This window comes from Halopseudomonas sp. Lyrl_26 (genome assembly GCF_051948695.1).
Lineage (GTDB): Bacteria > Pseudomonadota > Gammaproteobacteria > Pseudomonadales > Pseudomonadaceae > Halopseudomonas > Halopseudomonas formosensis.
In genome coordinates this window covers 1-16,817 of record NZ_JAYJLH010000015.1, presented here as the reverse complement: position 1 = coordinate 16,817, position 16,817 = coordinate 1, and the positions used below count along the sequence as shown (strand labels likewise).

General features: G+C 64.9%; 18 protein-coding genes. 7 read left to right on the top strand and 11 right to left on the bottom strand.

Annotated features, from left to right (window positions below):
- Positions 1-21: 21 nt before the first annotated feature.
- The 5 genes from VF673_RS13435 to VF673_RS13415 all read right to left on the bottom strand — a co-directional run bounded on the left by VF673_RS13435 (position 22) and on the right by VF673_RS13415 (position 3,405).
- Complete coding sequence (locus VF673_RS13435; RefSeq protein WP_320330431.1) at positions 22-306, bottom strand: hypothetical protein; 285 nt, start codon at positions 304-306, stop codon at positions 22-24.
- The gene (locus tag VF673_RS13430; RefSeq protein ID WP_273124640.1) at positions 263-661 is read right to left on the bottom strand and encodes a hypothetical protein; all 399 of its coding nucleotides are present in this window, start codon (positions 659-661) and stop codon (positions 263-265) included. The genes VF673_RS13435 and VF673_RS13430 overlap by 44 nt, the downstream gene beginning before the upstream one ends.
- 68 nt (positions 662-729) lie before the next feature.
- Entirely contained in the window at positions 730-1,044 is a 315-nt protein-coding gene (locus VF673_RS13425; RefSeq protein WP_440292327.1) for a hypothetical protein, read from the bottom strand.
- Positions 1,045-1,142: 98 nt separating this feature from the next.
- Positions 1,143-1,985 carry a 23S rRNA (adenine(2030)-N(6))-methyltransferase RlmJ gene (locus tag VF673_RS13420; RefSeq protein WP_440292326.1) on the bottom strand — a complete coding sequence of 281 codons (843 nt, stop codon included), beginning with the start codon at positions 1,983-1,985 and terminating at the stop codon, positions 1,143-1,145.
- 16 nt (positions 1,986-2,001) lie between these two features.
- The gene (locus tag VF673_RS13415; protein WP_440292325.1) at positions 2,002-3,405 is read right to left on the bottom strand and encodes a CYTH domain-containing protein; all 1,404 of its coding nucleotides are present in this window, start codon (positions 3,403-3,405) and stop codon (positions 2,002-2,004) included.
- A 141-nt stretch (positions 3,406-3,546) separates the two neighbouring features.
- Here VF673_RS13415 and VF673_RS13410 point away from each other — a divergent pair, with 141 nt between their 5' ends.
- From VF673_RS13410 to argE, 3 genes are all read left to right on the top strand, one after another.
- A complete protein-coding gene (locus tag VF673_RS13410; protein ID WP_090539062.1) occupies positions 3,547-4,224 on the top strand; it encodes a TIGR00153 family protein in 678 nt (225 codons plus the stop codon).
- Between the two features lie 37 nt (positions 4,225-4,261).
- Positions 4,262-5,512 carry an inorganic phosphate transporter gene (locus tag VF673_RS13405; protein WP_440292324.1) on the top strand — a complete coding sequence of 417 codons (1,251 nt, stop codon included), beginning with the start codon at positions 4,262-4,264 and terminating at the stop codon, positions 5,510-5,512.
- 88 nt (positions 5,513-5,600) lie between these two features.
- Positions 5,601-6,746 carry an acetylornithine deacetylase gene (argE, locus tag VF673_RS13400; protein ID WP_440292323.1) on the top strand — a complete coding sequence of 382 codons (1,146 nt, stop codon included), beginning with the start codon at positions 5,601-5,603 and terminating at the stop codon, positions 6,744-6,746.
- A gap of 137 nt (positions 6,747-6,883) precedes the next feature.
- On the opposite strand, the gene amn is transcribed toward argE, so the two are convergent.
- Complete coding sequence (amn, locus tag VF673_RS13395) at positions 6,884-8,356, bottom strand: AMP nucleosidase (protein WP_440292322.1); 1,473 nt, start codon at positions 8,354-8,356, stop codon at positions 6,884-6,886.
- Positions 8,357-8,490: 134 nt separating this feature from the next.
- On the opposite strand from amn, the gene argA reads away from it, so the two are divergent.
- Complete coding sequence (gene argA / locus VF673_RS13390) at positions 8,491-9,774, top strand: amino-acid N-acetyltransferase (RefSeq protein WP_090539070.1); 1,284 nt, start codon at positions 8,491-8,493, stop codon at positions 9,772-9,774.
- A gap of 169 nt (positions 9,775-9,943) precedes the next feature.
- Entirely contained in the window at positions 9,944-11,782 is a 1,839-nt protein-coding gene (gene ilvD, locus VF673_RS13385; RefSeq protein ID WP_320330439.1) for a dihydroxy-acid dehydratase, read from the top strand.
- 24 nt (positions 11,783-11,806) lie between these two features.
- On the opposite strand, the gene VF673_RS13380 is transcribed toward ilvD, so the two are convergent.
- Positions 11,807-12,010, bottom strand: coding sequence for a hypothetical protein (locus VF673_RS13380; protein WP_143084176.1), 204 nt, complete (start codon positions 12,008-12,010; stop codon positions 11,807-11,809).
- A gap of 142 nt (positions 12,011-12,152) precedes the next feature.
- On the opposite strand from VF673_RS13380, the gene VF673_RS13375 reads away from it, so the two are divergent.
- Positions 12,153-12,698 carry a type 1 glutamine amidotransferase domain-containing protein gene (locus VF673_RS13375; protein WP_273123741.1) on the top strand — a complete coding sequence of 182 codons (546 nt, stop codon included), beginning with the start codon at positions 12,153-12,155 and terminating at the stop codon, positions 12,696-12,698.
- Positions 12,699-12,701: 3 nt separating this feature from the next.
- Here VF673_RS13375 and VF673_RS13370 read toward each other — a convergent pair whose 3' ends face one another.
- From VF673_RS13370 to VF673_RS13355, 4 genes are read right to left on the bottom strand one after another with little or no spacing between them, the layout of a single operon-like run.
- Positions 12,702-13,214: a dihydrofolate reductase gene (locus tag VF673_RS13370; protein ID WP_090539078.1), complete on the bottom strand. Its 513-nt coding sequence runs from the start codon at positions 13,212-13,214 to the stop codon at positions 12,702-12,704.
- On the bottom strand, positions 13,211-14,005 hold the full coding sequence (locus VF673_RS13365; RefSeq protein WP_440292321.1) for a thymidylate synthase: 795 nt from the start codon (positions 14,003-14,005) through the stop codon (positions 13,211-13,213). The genes VF673_RS13370 and VF673_RS13365 overlap by 4 nt, the downstream gene beginning before the upstream one ends.
- Entirely contained in the window at positions 13,989-14,795 is an 807-nt protein-coding gene (gene lgt / locus VF673_RS13360; RefSeq protein ID WP_440292320.1) for a prolipoprotein diacylglyceryl transferase, read from the bottom strand. The genes VF673_RS13365 and lgt overlap by 17 nt, the downstream gene beginning before the upstream one ends.
- Positions 14,796-14,804: 9 nt before the next feature.
- Positions 14,805-15,587, bottom strand: coding sequence for a sulfite exporter TauE/SafE family protein (locus VF673_RS13355; RefSeq protein ID WP_090539084.1), 783 nt, complete (start codon positions 15,585-15,587; stop codon positions 14,805-14,807).
- 439 nt (positions 15,588-16,026) lie between these two features.
- On the opposite strand from VF673_RS13355, the gene VF673_RS13350 reads away from it, so the two are divergent.
- Positions 16,027-16,779 carry an NRDE family protein gene (locus VF673_RS13350; protein WP_440292319.1) on the top strand — a complete coding sequence of 251 codons (753 nt, stop codon included), beginning with the start codon at positions 16,027-16,029 and terminating at the stop codon, positions 16,777-16,779.
- Positions 16,780-16,817 lie beyond the last annotated feature (38 nt).

Genomic DNA, 16,817 nt, shown 5'->3' with positions numbered 1-16,817 from the left:
GCGACCGGAGCCGCCCGCGGATCAGAGGGGTTCAGGGGGGTTGGTGGCGACAGCCAGACCCGGCATCATCAGACTGGCCAGGCGTAACAGGTGGCTGCCCTGCCTGATCAGCAGGCCTGGCCCATTGGCACCCAGCAGTTTGCCGGCGAGCAATCCAAGGGCCAGCCCACCGCCTATCCAGTACAGCGGTGACACCCCCTTCAGTGCGGTCAGGCGTTCACGTCCATCCAGTTTCAGCAGCGCCATCTCGATGGCCAGCTGTTCATCCAGTTGCTGAATCTGTTTCTGAAGTATCTTGCGTCCCATGGATCTGCTCCTTCAAAGCGTCGAGCTGACGGCGGGTAGCCGGAAAGCGCAGGCTGGCGGAGAGTTTTCGACAGTAGGCTGCCACGATCCCGAGCATCAGCAACTGCAGCGCAATGAAACCCGCGAGGCCCCAGGCGACAGACCCCAGCCAGGTGAAAACCAGCCAGGCCAGCAGCACCGACAGCCCGGTCCAGGCCAGAATGGCTACCGGGATCATCGCCAGGGCAAGCAGCAGCATGCGGCCGGAGTCCCCGGCCGCCAACCGCAGCTCCATACCCGCCAGGCGAACCAGATCCCCGCCGACCAGAGCTGCATGTTCCAACCACTGCGCGGAGGATTTCAGCTCGTCCAGCACCGGCTGGGATTGCCGGGGTTGGCCCCCGACATCTCCGCTCTCGGGGACGTCGTCCCCCGGCACCCTGCTCATTTCCGGGAGGTCAGCTGGGCAACCAGGAAACCGGCGGCAAAGGCGATGCCCAGGGTCACCAGCGGCTTGTCGTGCAGGTAACCGTTGGCATGATCGCAGAGCTCGGTAGCCTTGCTCTTGCCCTTGGCCAGCTGCGCCTCGGCATCATGCTTCCAGTCCATCCCCGCCGCTTCGGCTGCATGACGGAAATGCTCCTTGGCTTCCATCAGCTTGCTGTAGGCGGCAGCCACGGCTTCCTTGCCGGACTCGATCTCTTCCCTGCGATCGTTGCTCTGGTTTACTACGGGTCCGTTCTTGTCAACAGCACTCATGTTCAGGGCTCCTTGATAGCTTCGAATTGGCCGGACGCCAGGGCGCCGACATAGTACTTGACTACCGAAGCGCCCCCGGTGTTCCCGCTATATCCGCCTCAGGGTTCCCCGACCAGCCAGTCCATCCGCCATCCGCCCCCCGGGGCGTGGGCCAGCTGGGAGGCCAGCCAGGGCAGCACTGCCTCCAGCTCCTCCCACAAAGGCCAGGGCGGATTGATCAGCATCAGCCCCGACCCGTTGAGCCCGAGGCCGGTGTCGATAGGTCGAACATGCAGCTCGACACGCAGCACCTTGGGTACCTCGGCCTCGGCGATGCGGCGATAGAAATCACGCAGCAGGCGCTCGTCCTTGATCGGGTACCAGAGAGCAATCACGGTCTGGCGCATGCGGCCGATGGCCTGCTGCACGCCATCCACGCAGCGTTGCAGGTCATCGCTCTTCTCGAAGGGCGGATCCAGCAGCCACAGGGCGCGCTTTTCCGCGACCGGCAGGAAGGCTTTGGGCAACTCGTAGCCATCGCGGTGGTGCACGGCAACGGCCGGGTGCCCGGCAAAATGCTCGCGCAGGGTCGCGGCATCCTCCAGGTGTAGCTCACTCAGAATCATCCGGTCCTGCTCGCGCAGCAGATCCGCCGCCAGCTGCGGTGAGCCGGGGTAGAACCGCAACGCCCCGTCCGGATTCTGCCGCGCCACCGCAGCGCGGTAGTCGGCGAGCAGTTCGGGCAGGTCGTCCCGCTCCCAGAGCCGTCCGATGCCATCGAGATACTCGCCGGTACGGCTGGCGTCGTCGCCCTGCAGGTCGTAAAGCGCGGTGCCCGCATGGCTGTCGAGATAGCACAGCGGGGTCGTCTTGCGCTGCATCAAGTTGAGCACGCGCAACAACACGGCATGCTTGAGTACGTCGGCATGGTTGCCGGCGTGGAAACTGTGACGGTAGTTCATCCAGCTGGCCCCGTGATCAGCGGTTCAATTCGCGCCAGGCGTCCAGCCGACGCACCTTCTGACCCTGTTTGCGCAGGGCAAGCAGCAGCGCCGGGCGCACCTCGTCGTCGACCAGCGGGTACTGCTCGAGCAGCGCCTGCAGCTTGTTCAGCTCGCCATACAGGTGATCCACCTGGGGAAGAGCAAGGAACTGGCGGAAGCTCCCCAGCAGGAAGCCCAGTCGCTGCAGACGCGGCTGCTGGGCCAGCCACAGCTCGACGTCACGGTCATCGTCATTCTGGTGGGGTACGCGCAGTTCCTGGATCTCCCGGGCCACCGCCGCCAGCAACCAGCGCGGCAAGGTCAGTGCGCCTACCCGATCACCCCGGGGTGGACGCTCCTGCTTCCAGGCGCCGGTATGCAGCCAGAGGGCAAGCCCGAGGAACAACTGGCCCCAGGCCGGATCGTTCTGCGTGCCGTCGAACAGCTCCGGCGCCTTTTCCCTGGCCCGCCGGCCATCCTCATCATCGGCCCAGCCGGCCAGCACCAGCGGCCGGTACTCCGCCAGCAGGCTGTCCAGACGGGGGGTGAAGCGCTGGGTCGAGCTGCGCGGCACGCCCAGATCGAACACGCTGAAGAAGGCCCGCAGATCCACCAGCCTCGCCACCAGCTCCCGGAACAGGCGCCACTGACCGCTGAAACGGTACTGCTCGGCCAGACGCTGGGTATGCCCGAGCAACTGCCAGCCGGCTGCCGCCACCACCTCATCCACCGTGGTCTGCTCGCTCCAGGGATGGGCCGGCAACTGCAGCTCATAGCTGGCGGGGTCGTACAGCCGGTAGCCGCGCTCGGCCTTGCTGATGTCGCAGGGTATCAGGGCAATATCGGCCGACAGGCTGGTCGCCAGCTCCAGCAATGCCACGACGGGGCCGCTACGCAGTTCCAGCTCGAACTCACAGATCGGCTCGGCACGGCCATCGGCCAGCACCTGCCCCTGATCCAGCGCGACCTCCACCTGCACCGGTTGGCCTTCGTGCTCCCAGTTCAGCAGCGCCTTGGTGCGCTGGAAATCGGTGGTGAACACCGGCTGCAGCAGCAGTTTGTCCAGGGTCGCCAGGCTGGCCGGCCAGCAGCTGTCATCCAGCAGCGTCAGGTCCAGACCGGGACCATCGGTGGGCCAGTCCCATTCGTTGCGTTCAGACAGCCCGGCCACGCTCTGGCCCTTGCTCTTGAGTGTCTGGATGTACTGTTCGCCGTCCCTGCGTACACGCAGGGCCACCCGGGCCAGGGCCAGATCCCGCTCCGCCGTGTCGTAGTACTGGTTGTACAGGGTGCCGGTGTGCCACTCTCCGGTTCTGCGCCTGTTCAGCAGCGGATGCTCCCGCAGGCTGGTGATCGCCGCCGGGCTGACCCGCAGCTTGATCTCTGTTTCCTTGTCCATACTCTGTCTCATACCTGGTTGCACCACCCTCAACGGTGATACAGCGTCTATTCTGATTGTGGCCTTTTTATTGCTATCGGGTGACCACCCGTGCGAACCGGGCTTATAATTACGCCCCCTTCATGCCTTGGAGCCTGGAATATGCCCAACAATCCCTTTCTGAACCTGTTCGGTCGCTCCCCCATCGGGCCGATGCAGCGACACATGGCCAAGGCACACGAATGCGCAGCGCAGCTGATTCCCTTTATCGATGCCCTGATGGCGGAGGATTGGGTCGAGGCCGAGCGCATCCAGCAGCAGATATCCCACCTTGAACGCGAAGCCGATCAGATGAAGAAGAATATTCGCGTCAGTCTGCCCAACAGTCTTTTCCTTTCGGTTCCCCGCTCGGATCTGCTGGAGCTGCTCAGTGTACAGGACAAAGTAGCCAACCGCGCCAAGGATATCGCCGGGTTGATGCTGGGCCGCAAGATGAAGATTCATCCGGATGTGCAGCCCGCATTCAGAAGCTTCGTGGTTCGCTCCGTGGACGCTTCTGCCCAGGCTCTGAAGGCCATTGGCGAGTTGAGCGATCTGATGGAAACCAGCTTCGCAGGCCGTGAGGTCAAGCTGGTGGAGAATCTGATCGATGAACTGGAGCGCATCGAGCATGATACCGACGAGATGCAGATCAAACTGCGGGCCGCGCTCTACCAGCGCGAAGCCGTATTGCCCCCGGTGGACGTGATGTTCACCTACCAGGTCATCGAGTGGATCGGTGATGTGGCGGACCGGGCAGAGCGGGTAGGGAACCGCCTGGGAATCATCATGGCCCGCTGACGGGCCATCTCACTTCCATCCAAATGAGTTCTGACTTATGACCCTGATAGCAGAATATGGCACCATCCTGCTGGTGCTGGCCTGCCTGTTCGGTTTCTTCATGGCCTGGGGCGTCGGCGCCAACGACGTGGCCAATGCCATGGGCACCTCGGTCGGCTCCCGGGCCCTGACCATCAAGCAGGCGATTCTTATCGCCATGGTCTTCGAGTTCCTCGGCGCCTACCTGGCCGGGGGTTCCGTGACCCAGACCATCCGCAGCGGCATCGTCGACTCCTCGATGATCGGCCCGGAGCAGATGATCTTCGGCATGCTGGCCGCGCTGCTGGCAGCGGGTACCTGGTTGCTGATCGCGTCCATCAAGGGCTGGCCGGTCTCCACCACGCACTCGATCATCGGCGCCGTGATCGGCTTTGCCGCGGTCGGCGTATCAGTGGAGTCGGTGCACTGGGGCGGCGTCGTGCCGATCGTGTCCAGCTGGATCATCTCGCCCCTGCTGGCGGGGAGCATCTCCTTCATGATCTTCGTCACGGTGCACAAGCTTATCCTGGATACGGATAACCCCTTCGCCAATGCCAAGCGCTACATTCCCATCTACATGTTCGCGGTGGGTTTCATCATTGCCCTGATGACCCTGACCAAGGGCCTCAAGCACGTTGGCCTGGACCTGAACAATGTGGAAAGTTTCGGCCTGTCACTGCTGTCCGGTACGGTGGTGACCGTCCTCGGCGTCGCGCTGATGAGCCGCATCAAGGAGGAACAGGATGACAGCCGGCATCTGCAGGGAGTGGAGCGGGTCTTTGCCATCCTGATGATCTTCACCGCCTGCTCCATGGCCTTTGCCCACGGCTCCAATGACGTGGCCAACGCCGTCGGGCCGCTGGCAGCCATCGTCGGTGTGCTGCAGTCGGGCACCATCCAGCCGCAATCCACCGTACCGGGCTGGGTACTGCTGCTGGGCGCCCTGGGCATCGTGGTGGGTCTGATCACCTACGGTTACCGGGTCATCGCCACCATCGGCAAGCACATCACCGAACTGACCCCCAGCCGCGGTTTTGCCGCAGAGCTCGCTGCCGCCTCCACCGTGGTCGGTGCCTCCGGCCTGGGCCTGCCGGTCTCCACCACCCACACCCTGGTCGGCGCCATTCTCGGCGTGGGCATGGCCCGGGGTATCGCCGCGCTCAACCTGCGGGTGATCGGCACCATCTTCACCTCCTGGGTGGTCACCCTGCCCGCCGGCGCCATCCTGTCGATCATCTACTTCCTGATCTTCCGGGCCATTTTCGGCTGACGCCGCCGCCCGACTGACGTAAGCTGCTGTTTCAGCTACGACCCTGCGGTCCGCACCGCGACCGCAGGGTGTTCAGTCAGGAGTTGCCATGCCCCTTCCCTCCCTCAAGGCGCAGTTCGCTGCCCTGCTGCAGACCCCCTCGATCAGCTGTACCCAGCCGGATCTCGACCAGTCCAACCTGCCGGTCATTCACCTGCTGGCGGACTGGCTCGGCCAGCTCGGCTTCGACTGCCGCATCCAGCCCGTGCCGGACGCGCCGGGCAAGGCCAATCTGATTGCCAGCCTGGGCAGCGGACCCGGCGGACTGGTGCTGGCAGGCCATACCGATACCGTGCCCTGCAACCCCGAGCGCTGGCAGCACGATCCCTTCAGCCTGACCGAGGCCGATGGCCGCTGGTACGGGCTGGGCAGCTGCGACATGAAGGGCTTCTTCCCGCTGATCATCGAGGCCCTGCGGCCGCTGCTCGATCAGCCGCTGAAGCAGCCGCTGATCATCCTCGCCACCGCCGACGAGGAAAGCGCCATGGGCGGCGCCCAGGCACTGGTGGCGGACGATCTGCTCGGTGCCCGCCATGCGGTGATCGGTGAACCCACCGGGCTGCAGCCGATCCGCATCCACAAGGGCATCCTGATGGAGCGGGTGGATATCATCGGTCAGGCCGGACATTCCTCCGACCCGAGCCTGGGACGCAACGCCATCGAGGCGATGCACCAGGTCATCAGCGAGCTGCTGGAGCTGCGTCGCAGCTGGCAGGCACAGTGGCACAACCCGCTGTTCAGCGTTCCGACCCCAACCCTGAACCTGGGCTGCATCCACGGCGGCGACAACCCCAACCGCATCTGTGGCCGCTGCGCCCTGGAGTTCGACCTGCGCCCCCTGCCCGGAATGGAACCCGAGGCCCTGCGCGCGGCCATCGCCCAGCGCCTGGCAGTGGTGGCCGAACGGCACCGAGTGGAAATCGATTACCAGCCCCTGTTCCCCGGCGTCGCCCCGCTGGATACCCCGGCCAGTGCCGAGATTGTCCGGGCCTGCGAACAGCTCACCGGCTACAGTGCCGGCAGCGTGGCCTTCGCCACCGAAGGCCCCTACCTCAACCAGCTCGGCCTGCAGACAGTGATCCTCGGTCCCGGCGACATCGCCCAGGCCCACCAGCCGGATGAGTACCTGGCGATGGAGCGGATCGAGCCCACGGTCAGGGTGCTGCGGGAACTGATCGGGCGGTTTTGCTTGTAGCATCCCCCCGGCCCACTACCCGCCCCCCTTCGGGCCAGGCTGCGGTTCTGCGCAGCGCCTGAGGTTCCCCTGGCACAGGCTGCTCCCTCTCCCCTGGCGGGAGAGGGTCGGGGAGAGGGGGATGGGGCTGGCACGACCTAGCGAAACAGCGGCTCGTCAAAACTGCGCAACTTGCGCGAGTGCAGACTACCCACCTGACTGCGCAGCAACTCCAGCGCCGCAATGCCTATGTGCAGATGCTGGGCCACCGCCCGTTCGTAGAAGGCCCCCGCCGCCCCCGGCAGCTTCAGCTCGCTGTGCAGAGGCTTGTCCGACACGCACAGCAGGGTGCCGTAGGGGACCCGCAGCCGGTAGCCCTGGGCGGCGATGGTGCCGCTTTCCATGTCCACCGCCACCGCCCGGGACAGGTTGATCAGCGGCCGTTCCTGGGCCCAGCGCAGTTCCCAGTTGCGGTCGTCGTAGGTCAGTACCGTGCCGGTACGCAGGCGGCCCTTGAGGGCGTCGCCGCGGTCGCCGGTCACCTCGGCGGCGGCCTCCTGCAGGGCCTGCTGCACCTCAGCCAGCGCCGGCAGCGGAATATGCGGTGGCAACACCCGGTCGAGAATGCCGTCGCGGCGCATGTAGGCGTGGGCCAGCACGTAGTCGCCGATGGTCTGCGACTGACGCAGTCCGCCGCAGTGGCCGATCATCAGCCAGCAATGGGGGCGCAGCACCGCCAGGTGATCGGTGATGTTCTTGGCATTGGACGGGCCGACGCCGATGTTGACCAGGGTGATGCCGTCGCCGTCGGCGGCCTCCAGGTGGTAGGCCGGCATCTGGTACTTGTGCCAGACCACACTGTCGAGCACCGCCTGCATCTCACCCTCGGGCATGCCACGCTCGACCACCACGTTACCGGGCAGCACCAGACGGCAGAAGCGCGACTGGCCCAGCAGCATGTCCAGCCCGTGGCGGATGAACTGGTCCACATACCTGTGGTAGTTGGTCAGCAGTATCCACGGCTGGACATGGCGCCAGTCGGTACCGGTGTAATGCACCAGCCGGCGCAGGGAGAAGTCCACCCGCGCCGCGTCGAACAGCGCCAGTGGCAGCGGGTCGCTGCTGGCCCAGTCCAGCAGGCCGTCGGCGATGCCATCGCTGGTCGCCGACAGGTCGGTACTGGGAAACACCCGGGCCAGCTCGGCGGCAGTCACGCCGGAACCGGCCAGCTCATCCCCCTGTTCCACGACATAGGGATAGGGAATCGCCTGCTGACTGACACCGACCTCCAGCCGCACCTTGAAGTCCCGGGTCAGCGGGCCCAGCTGTTCCAGCAGATAACCGCGAAAGGCCTGCGGGTGGGTGATGGTGGCGGCATAGGTGCCGGGCACCTGTAATCTCGCCCAGGCGCGCACGCTGCTGGGCGCCGGGTCGTCGCCGTCCCAGACAAGGCGCAGTTCGGGATAGCGGAACAGCGCCAGCTGCGCAGCGCTGGGCCGGGTGCGATCGCGCAGGTAACCCCTGAGCGCCTCGGACAGCGCCTGAACCGCCTGATCATAGAGGGCGGCCAGCTGGTCCACGGCCTCTTCGGGGGTGTGCACCACTCTGAATTGCTCGGATCCGGTACTCACATCATTGCCCCTTGCACAGTATCGATACCCTTCTATCTTGCCTGTGTTTCAGATTCATGGCACGCCCCGGGGCCCCGACCTTGATGCCCGCCCCAGATTGTCTCTACACTGGCATTTTTCCACGGAACAGCAGCATGTCCGATTACGTCAAGTGGTTCCGCCACTCCACGCCCTACATCAACACCCACCGCGACCGTACCTTCGTGGTGTTGCTGCCGGGCGAGGCCATCGCGCACCCGAACTTCAACAACATCATCAATGACATCATGCTGCTCAGCACCCTGGGCGTGCGGCTGGTGCTGGTGCACGGTTCGCGTCCGCAGATCGAGGAACGTCTGGCGGCCCGCGGCATGACCTCGCGCTTCCACAATGACCTGCGCATCACCGACAGCGATACCCTGGGCTGCGTGATGGATGCGGTGGGCAGCCTGCGCATCGCCATCGAGGCGCGCCTGTGCACACTGGCCGGTCAGGGCAGCCGGCTGCGCGTGGTCTCCGGCAACTTTGTCACTGCCAAGCCGATCGGCGTGATCGACGGGGTGGACCTGCACCATACCGGCGAGGTCCGGCGCATCGACCGCAAGGGCATCAGTCGCCACCTGGATGATGCCTCCATAGTACTGCTGTCCTCCATGGGCTACTCGCCCACCGGCGAGGTATTCAATCTGGCCTGCGAGGATGTGGCCATCAGCACGGCGGCGGCACTGGAAGCGGACAAGCTGATCCTGTTCGGGCCGGACACCGGCATCTTCGATACCGACGGCCAGCTGCTGCGCGAACTCAAGCCCAGCCGCGCGCTGCCGCTGATCGAGGCGCTGGGCAACAGCCTGCCCGGCTCGCTGCTCAGCGCCGCCTGCAAGGCCTGCAACGCCGGGCTGCGGCGCAGCCACATCATCAGCTACGCCGACGACGGCGCCATGCTCACCGAGCTGTTCACCCGTGACGGGGGCGGCACCCTGGTGACCCAGGAGCCCTTCGAGAAGATCCGCCGGGCCCATATCGACGATGTGGCCGGCCTGCTGGATCTGCTGCGTCCGCTGGAACAGGCGGGCATCCTGGTGCGCCGCTCCCGGGAGGTCCTGGAAACCGAGATCGACCAGTTCACCCTGATCGAACGTGACGGCATGATCATCGGCTGCGCCGCCCTCTACCCGCTGGACGAGCAGAGCGCCGAGCTGGCCTGCGTCGCCATCCACCCGGACTATCGCCACGGCGGGCGCGGCGACCAGCTGCTGGAACATATCGAGGCCGAAGCCAGACGCCGCTCGCTGACCCGGCTGTTCGTGCTTACCACACGTACCGCGCACTGGTTCCGCGAACGCGGCTTCGAGCCCAGCTCGGTGGAGCGCCTGCCCCAGCAACGTGCCCAGCTGTACAACTACCAGCGCAACTCCAAGGTGTTCGAGAAGAACCTGTAACCCGCCGGGTGAGCTGCAGTACTGCCCTTCGGCGAGCAGGCGCTCGCCGAACCGGCTGCCACGCCGCTCATCGAACCGGTGCTCGACACTCCCAGCACAAGGCTGCGGCCTTGGCGGCAAATTGGTATGCTAGGCCCATCCCTGCTTCACGCATAACGAGACAGTACCCATGCCTGATTACCGTTCCAAGACGTCCACCCATGGCCGCAACATGGCTGGTGCCCGTGCGCTGTGGCGCGCCACCGGCATGAAAGATGAAGACTTCAAGAAGCCGATCATCGCCATTGCCAACTCCTTCACCCAGTTCGTGCCGGGTCATGTGCACCTGAAGGACCTGGGTCAGCTGGTGGCGCGCGAGATCGAGAAGGCCGGCGGCGTGGCCAAGGAATTCAACACCATCGCCGTGGACGACGGTATCGCCATGGGCCATGACGGCATGCTCTACTCCCTGCCCTCGCGGGAGATCATCGCCGACTCGGTGGAGTACATGGTCAACGCCCACTGCGCCGACGCCATCGTCTGCATCTCCAACTGCGACAAGATCACCCCCGGCATGCTGATGGCCGCCCTGCGCCTGAACATCCCCGTGGTCTTCGTCTCCGGCGGCCCCATGGAAGCCGGCAAGACCAAGCTGGCCAACCACGGTCTGGATCTGGTCGATGCCATGGTCGCGGCGGCCGATGACTCCTGCTCCGACGAAACCGTGGCCGAGTATGAACGCAGCGCCTGCCCCACCTGCGGCAGCTGCTCGGGCATGTTCACCGCCAACTCGATGAACTGCCTGACCGAGGCCCTGGGCCTGTCCCTGCCGGGCAACGGCTCGACCCTGGCGACCCATGCCGATCGTGAACAGCTGTTCCTGCGGGCCGGCCGCCTGATCGTCGATCTGTGCCGCCAGTACTATGCAGAGGGCAATGAGAATGTGCTGCCGCGCAACATCGCCAGCCTCAAGGCCTTCGAGAATGCCATGACCCTGGATATCGCCATGGGCGGCTCGACCAATACCATCCTGCATCTGCTGGCCGCAGCCCAGGAAGGCGAAGTCGACTTCGACCTGCGGGATATCGACCAGCTGTCGCGCAGGGTGCCGCAGCTGTGCAAGGTGGCGCCGAACATCCAGAAGTACCACATGGAAGACGTGCACCGCGCCGGTGGCATCTTCTCCATCCTCGGCGAGCTGGCCCGCGGCGGTCTGCTGCATACCGACGTGCCCACGGTGCACAGCCCGACCATGGCCGATGCCATCGCCCGGTGGGATATCACCCAGACCGACGATGCGGCGGTGCATGAGTTCTTCAAGGCCGGTCCGGCCGGCATCCCGACCCAGACCGCCTTCAGCCAGGATACCCGCTGGCCGAGTCTGGATCTGGACCGCGCCGAAGGCTGCATCCGCTCGGTGGAACATGCCTATTCCAGCGAAGGTGGTCTGGCCGTACTGTACGGCAATATCGCACTGGACGGCTGCGTGGTGAAAACCGCCGGCGTGGACGAGTCCATCCTGGTATTCGAGGGCAGCGCCCGGGTCTACGAAAGTCAGGACGCCGCAGTGAAGGGCATCCTCGGCGACGAGGTCAAGCCGGGCGACGTGGTGATCATCCGCTACGAAGGCCCGAAGGGCGGGCCGGGCATGCAGGAAATGCTTTACCCGACCAGCTACCTGAAGTCCAAGGGCCTGGGCAAGGAATGCGCCCTGCTCACCGACGGCCGCTTCTCCGGCGGCACTTCGGGCCTGTCCATCGGCCACGCCTCACCGGAAGCGGCGTCCGGCGGCGCCATCGGCCTGATCCGCGACGGCGATCGGATCCTCATCGACATCCCGCAGCGCAGCATCAACCTGCTGGTGTCCGACGAGGAGCTGGCTCAGCGCCGCGCCGAGCAGGACGCCAAGGGCTGGAAACCCGCCCAACCGCGCGCCCGCAAGGTCTCCACCGCGCTCAAGGCCTACGCCCTGCTGGCCACCAGTGCCGACAAGGGCGCGGTACGCAACAAGGCTCTTCTGGAGGGCTGACCACCACGGACGGAGCAGCGTCTGCTACTCCGTCCACAGCTCCCCCAGATCCTGGGCTGCATTCCCCAGATCCGCCGCCGGTGTACCCGGCGGCTCCTGCTCCAGCGGTTCCAGCTTCACTACCTGTACGGACGACCCTGTCCCCTCCTCCCTCACTGCCGACTGCGTTGCACTGTCATCCTCGCCGGGAGCGAGCAGCAGCAGCGCGATCAAAAAGGACTTGCCCATGGGCGTCTCCGGAAATGGCGATACCTCTGGAGCATAGACGCCCCATTGCCCCCCACCCTGCCGGTCGACCGATAGGGCGAACTTAGCGTCCATCCCATGGTTCGAAATCCTGTATCCATTTTTCAGATCGAGGAGAACAGGCATGACTCAAGCACTGCGTGGCAAGCGCGTGGCCATCCTGGCAACCGAAGGTTTTGAGCAGGTAGAGCTGACCGGGCCCAGGGAGGCGCTGGAGAAGGCCGGCGCACAGGCCGATATCGTATCTGCCGAGTCCGGCACCATCCGCGGCTGGAACCATATAGAACCGGCGGATGAATTCACCGTGGACCATACCTTCGACAGTATCCGCATGGACGACTACGACGCGGTGCTGCTGCCCGGCGGCGTGGTCAATTCCGATACCATCCGCACCAACGAGCTGGCGCAGGAACTGGTACGGGATGCGGCACGGGCGAACAAGCCGATCGCAGTGATCTGCCACGGCGGCTGGCTGCTGATTTCCGCCGGTCTGGTGCAGGGCAAGAAGATCACCAGCTGGCCGTCGCTGGTGGACGATCTGAAGAACGCCGGCGCCCATTGGGTAGATCAGGAGGTGGTGGTCGACGGCCAGCTGATCAGCAGCCGCAAACCGGACGACATTCCTGCCTTCAGTCAGGCACTGGTCGAGCAGCTGGCGAGGGCAGGCTGAGCATCAGCCAGCCGGTCTGACCCAGGTTTCGAAGCTGTAGGCCGGGGTGTTCCCGGTAGCCGGATGGGCCTCATGCTCAATCCGCTCCCAGCCCTCGAAGGCCGGGAACCAGGCATCCCCGGCCACGTCCAGTTCGATACGGGTCAGGTAGATGCGGTCGGCCTGCGGCAGGGCTGCCGCATACAGCTGACCGCCGCCGATCAGCATGATCTCGTCAACGCCCTGCTGCCGTGCCCACTCCTCGGCTCGGCAAATGGCCGACGGCAGATCGCCGAATACCTCGGCCCCCTCCAGCACCAGATCGGGTTGCCTGGTCACCACCAGATTCAGACGCCCCGGCAACGGCCGGCCCAGCGACTCCCAGGTCTTGCGCCCCATGATGATGGGCTTGCCCAGGGTCTTCGCCTTGAAGTGCCTGAGATCCTCCGGCAGATGCCAGGGCATCTGATTATCCCGCCCGATCACCCGGTCATGGGCACAGGCGGCGATCAGGCACAGCGGCAGCGAACGGGTCATACCGCCACCGGCGCCTTGATGTGCGGGTGGGACTGGTAGTTTTCCAGGGTGAAATCCTCGAAGGTAAAGGCGAACAGATCCCTGATTTCGGGATTGAGACGCATGGTCGGCAGCGGCAACGGCTCGCGGCTGAGCTGCAGATCGGTCTGCTCGATGTGATTGGCGTACAGATGGCAATCGCCGCCGGTCCAGATGAACTCACCCGGCTGGAGATCGCAGACCTGGGCCACCATCAGCGTCAACAGGGCATAGCTGGCGATATTGAAGGGCACACCGAGGAAGATGTCCGCCGAGCGCTGGTACAGCTGGCAGCTCAGCTTGCCATCGGCAACATAGAACTGGAACAGCGCATGGCAGGGTGGCAGCGCCATCTGGTCCACCAGCGCCGGATTCCAGGCCGAGACGATCAGCCGACGGGAATCGGGGTTGGTTTTGATCATCTCCACCAGTTTGCTGATCTGGTCGATGGACTCGCCATTGGGTGCCGGCCAGCTGCGCCACTGGTAGCCGTAGACCGGGCCCAGATCGCCGTTTTCATTAGCCCACTCGTCCCAGATGGAGACGCCGTTCTCCTTGAGGTAGCGGATATTGGTATCGCCCTGCAGGAACCACAGCAGCTCGTGGATGATGGACTTGAGATGGCACTTCTTGGTGGTCACCAGGGGGAAACCATCAGCCAGATCGAAACGCATCTGATGGCCGAACACGCTCCAGGTCCCGGTACCGGTGCGGTCGCTCTTGAAGGTGCCGGTCTCGCGCACCCGGCGCATCAGCTCAAGATACTGTTTCATGCCTTACATCCCCCTTGCGATACCCCCACCAGATGAAGGCGGCACCGAGCAAAATCATAGGTATACAGAGCAGCTGACCCATGGTCAGCCAGCCAAAGGCCAGATAGCCGATATGGGCGTCCGGCTCGCGGAAGAATTCGACGAAGAAGCGGAAGGCTCCGTAGCACACCGCAAACAGCCCGCAGACACTCATGGTTGGTCGCGGCTTGCGGGAGAACAGCCAGAGTATGACAAACAGCGCGACACCTTCCAACGCGAACTGATAGAGCTGAGACGGATGGCGGGCAAGCTGCTGCGGGTCGGTGGGAAACACCATGGCCCAGGGCAGGTCGGTCGCCCTGCCCCAGAGCTCGGCATTGATGAAGTTGCCGATGCGCCCGGCGCCCAGGCCGATGGGAACCAGCGGCGCGATGAAATCCATCAGCCGGAAGAAGCCCACCTGCTGCCGGCGGGAGAACCACCAGACCGCCAGCAGTACGCCGATCAGACCGCCATGGAAGGACATGCCCCCCTTCCAGATCTGGAATACCAGGCTGGGGTCGGCAATGTAGGAACCCAGATCGTAGAACAGCACATAACCCAGGCGCCCTCCGGCGATTACCCCCAGTGCTACCCAGAACACCAGATCGGACAGGGTTTCACGGCTCCAGCCGGGCTCGAAGCGGTGCAGCCGCCGCGCGGCCAGCCACCAGGCGCCGCCAATGCCGACCAGATACATCAGGCCGTACCAGTGAATCTGCACCGGCCCCAGGGACAGGGCAACGGGATCAATCTGCGGGTAAGTCAGCATGACAGGGTCCTAGAGTAGAAAGTTGATGCCCACCAGCACCAGCAGCAGGGCGAACAGCCGCTTGAGCAGGCGCTGCGACAGCCGGTGGGCCAGACGCGCCCCGAAGCCGGCGAAGAACACACTGGTGGCGGCAATACCGACCATCGCCGGCAGGTAAACATAGCCCAGGCTCCAATCCGGCAGCGGTGTGGCGCCCCAGCCGGTGGCAATGAAGCTCAGCGCGCCGGCCACGGCGATCGGCATGCCACAGGCGGCGGAGGTGGCCACCGCCTGCTGCATGGGTACGCTGCGCCAGACCAGGAAGGGCACGGTCAGGGAGCCGCCACCGATACCGAAGATACTCGACGCCCAGCCGATTACCACCCCGGCCACGCCGAGTGTCGGCCTGCCGGGCTCGGCCAGCGCCGCTCTGGGTCTGAGATCGAAGGCCATCTGTATGGCCACGCAGATGGCGAACACCCCTATCACCTTCTGCAGCACCGGTCCGCTCAGCGCCGCCGCGGTCAGTGCACCCAGCACGCAGCCACCAATGATGCCCAGGGTCAGCCAGACAAACAGCGGCCAGCGCACCGCACCGAGCTTGTGGTGGGCCCGCACCGAACTGATCGAGGTAAAGGCGATGGTCGCCAGCGAGGTACCCACCGCCATATGGGTCAGCACATCGGGGGCAAAGCCCTGCAGGGCGAAACTGTAGACCAGCACCGGGACTATGATCATGCCGCCGCCGACCCCGAACAGACCCGCCAGCACCCCCGCACAACCTCCCAGAACCAGATACAAGATGAATTCCATTAACGTCCCCTGTGCGGAAAAACGAGGCGAGGCATACCCGGGTCCGCTGCAGCCTATCCCCAGGAATGTCAAAGTGCGCTAGTTTAACGCGATAACCCTGGAGCCGAAACCGCCGACCCGGACCGGCTCCGCGTTGCATGGCCGGTAGTGCTGAGGCGCTGTCATCATGGGCCCACTGTCACAGGGAAGTGCCAATGTCTGAAACACGTATCTGGATTACCGCCGTATTCAATGACCCGCATCAGGCTGAGCGCTACGCTGACTGCCTTGGCGCACTGCAGCAGGATCACAGAAGCCAGACCGGGGTTGGCAACACAGGTAGGTGGAGGACCAGTTGCTGTTCAATCGGATATGGCAGCCGCCTGCCTGATCGCGCTGGTGGGCTGACGACCGGGCGCATGGAAACCGGTACACTGGTGCCAACCTGATGGAGAGTGCCATGTGTCTGATCGCCTTTGCCTGGCAGCTGTCCGGGCGCCCGCTGTTGCTGCTCGGCAACCGCGACGAGTTCCATGCCCGCCCTACCCGCCCCGCCACCTTCTGGAACGAGGAGGGCCACCCGGAGCTGCTCGCCGGCAAGGATCTGGAAGCCGGCGGCACCTGGTTGGGGGTCACCCGCAGCGGGCGCTTCGCTGCGCTGACCAATATCCGCTCGCCCGGTGCACGCCGGGGGCCCCGCTCCCGGGGCAGTCTGGTACTGGACTACCTCACCGGACGCAGCGCGCCGGAGGATTACCTGAACGCCCTGGTCGATGACCTGGCGGGCTATGCAGGCTTCAATCTGCTGGTCGGCAACATGCAGCAGCTGTGGTACCTCAACAGCGATGAGGCTCGACCCCAGGCACTGACGCCCGGGCTCTACGGTCTGTCCAATGCCGCGCTGGACAGTCCCTGGCCCAAGCTGCAGGCGCTGCGCCAGGGGCTCGACCAGCATCTGGACAGCGAGAGTGACAGCGACGCCCTGCTGGGCCTGCTCAGGGACAGCCGGGAATACCCCGACGAACAGTTGCCGGACAGTGGTGTGGGTCTGGAGTGGGAACGGCGGTTGTCCGCCACCTTCATCCGCGGGGAAGACTACGGCACCCGTGCCAGCAGCCTGCTGGCCATCGATGCCGACGGCAGCATTACCTTCGTCGAGCGGAACTTCGGCCCCAACGGGCAGGAGCTGGGCGAATCGGGCTGGATTCTCTAGGCCTCGGGTTGGCGAGCACCCACTCGCCGGCCCTTCCC